This window comes from Sphingopyxis sp. (genome assembly GCF_050725615.1).
Taxonomy (GTDB): Bacteria; Pseudomonadota; Alphaproteobacteria; order Sphingomonadales; family Sphingomonadaceae; genus Sphingopyxis.
Genome location: NZ_JBOHHU010000161.1, coordinates 1 through 2215 on the forward strand (window position 1 = coordinate 1; position 2215 = coordinate 2215).

General features: G+C 64.5%; 1 protein-coding gene. It reads left to right on the forward strand.

What is annotated here, in order from left to right:
• Window positions 1–111 precede the first annotated feature (111 nt).
• Window positions 112–2172: a TonB-dependent receptor gene (locus ACREB7_RS20810; RefSeq protein WP_431594164.1), complete on the forward strand. Its 2061-nt coding sequence runs from the start codon at window positions 112–114 to the stop codon at window positions 2170–2172.
• The last annotated feature ends 43 nt before the right edge of the window (window positions 2173–2215 follow it).

Below are 2215 nucleotides of genomic sequence, written 5' to 3' on the forward strand. Positions count from 1 at the left end.
CCCCATCGCTCCCCCCGCCACCCGACCTGTCGCCGCCATCGCTCCCGCCATAGCCTCTCCTCCATCGACGGCCTCGCAGCGAACGGGACCGCGATCCGTGGGAGAGACGATATGACCAAGAAAGCCTTTCTGGCGACCTGCCTGTCCACCACCATGCTGATCGGATGGCATGCCCCCGCGCTCGCGCAGGACGCTCCCGCAGAAGAGGGCACGTCCGACAGCGGCGGCATCGCGGAGATCGTCGTCACCGCGCAAAAGCGCGCGCAGAATCTGCAGGATGTCCCGGTCGCGGTCTCGGCACTCGCCGGTGACGAACTCGAATCGCGCGGGGTCAGCGAAACCTCCGACCTGCAGGGCTTTGTCCCCAGCCTCCAGATCACGACGCCCTATGGCCGCACCCAGCCGAACTTCTCGCTCCGCGGCGTGTCGGTCGCGAACGAATTTTCGGCCTCCACGGCCTCGCCGGTCGGGGTCTATGTCGACGAAGTCTATCAGAGCTTCCGCGCCAGCCACGGCCAGCAACTCTATGATCTCGAACGCGTCGAGGTGCTGCGCGGGCCGCAGGGCACGCTCTATGGCCGCAACACCACCGGCGGCGCGATCAGCTTCTTCAGCAACAAGCCGCAGCTCGGCGCGAGCGAAGGCACGCTGACCGTCGGTTACGGCAATTACGACACCAAGACGGTCGAAGGCGCGGTCGAGGCGACTTTGGTCCCCGACAAGCTCGGCATCCGTTTCGCCGGCACCTTCGCGAAAGGCGACGGCTGGCAGTACAACCCGGTGCAGGACCGCCATGTCGGGACGACCAACACCATCGCCGGGCGCGTGTCGCTGCGCTGGAAGCCGACCGACACCGTCGACATCAACCTGAAGGGCTATATCGCGCGCGACAATCCGCTCGCGCCCAACCCCTATGCGCTCGGACAGCTCGCGGGTGGCCGCGACGTGCTCGGCTATTCGCGTTTCGATCCCGCGCAGAACGGCGGCGCGCCGCTCGGCAAGAACGAGGTCGCCGCCGATACCGGCGGGCGCTATTTCACCTCGTCGCGCGGCGTCGCGCTCAACGTCGCGGTCGAGCTCAGCGACACGCTCTCGCTGACCTCGATCACCGGCTATGACGGTGGCAAATATCGCAATTCGCCCTTCGACTGCGACGGTTCGCCGAACAGCGTCTGCGCGCTGCGCTACAATTCGGTCAGCCAGAATTTCAACCAGGATTTGCGCCTCAACTACAAGGGCGACCGGCTCAATTTCGTTGCCGGCCTCTATTATGGCGTCGACAAGATCGACACGCGCAACGAGATCGACTTCTTTGGCGTGCTAAAACCGATCCTGCAGGGCGCGGGGGTTCCGAACAGCTTCTTCAACGCCCCGGTGTCCGCGCCGCAAGCGGCCGCCATCGCGCCCGCCTTCGCGGTCAACCCGGCGCTCGATCCGACCAATCCCGCGAACTGTTCGGCGGTCCCTACCGGCAATCCCAACGGCTTCCTCGATGCCCGCTCGCTGATCGCCCTGCTCACCGATATCCAGGTCAATAATTCGGGCGGTGGCGGCTTCGGCGGCGCCATCTCGGCGGCGTGCCGCGCGGCGGGCGCCCCGCCCTTCGGCCCGATCAGCGGCGAGCAGAAATATACGATCAAGCGGCCCTCGGCGGCGATCTATTTCGACGGCAGCTATGATCTCACCGACGCGCTAACGGTCAGCGTCGGGCTGCGCTACACGATGGACAAGGTCAAATATCAGAACGGCCGGACGGTGCTCTACGACCTCGGCGGCACGATCCGCGCCAGCACCATCCCCTATACCTTCCCTTATGATCCGAACGCTCCGGCGCTCGAGCAGAATGAGAAGGCGAACCGCCTGACCGGCCGGGTCAACATCAGCTACGACTTCGCCGACGATATCATGGGCTATCTCAACTACAGCCGCGGCTATCGCAGCGGCAGCTTCAACGGCCTCGCCTATCAGGGGACCAATCAGGTCTATTATATCCAGCCCGAGCAGATCAACGCATACGAGGGCGGCCTCAAGATGCGCTTCCTCGACCGCCGCGTGCAGCTCAACCTCGCGGGCTTCTATTACGACTATAAGAATCATCAGGTGACGCAGGTCATCGGCGCCACCACCTTCACGCGCAGCGCCAATGGACGGCTGTATGGCGGTGAAGCCTGACGTGCTCCCCTGATTGTTACCATTCAGAGGTAGAGTCTCGCAC

Coding starts and splice junctions, on each gene's coding strand:
- ACREB7_RS20810 (WP_431594164.1), top strand. CDS start 112: ATGACCAAGAAAGCCTTTCTGGCGACCTGCCTGTCCACCACCATGCTG.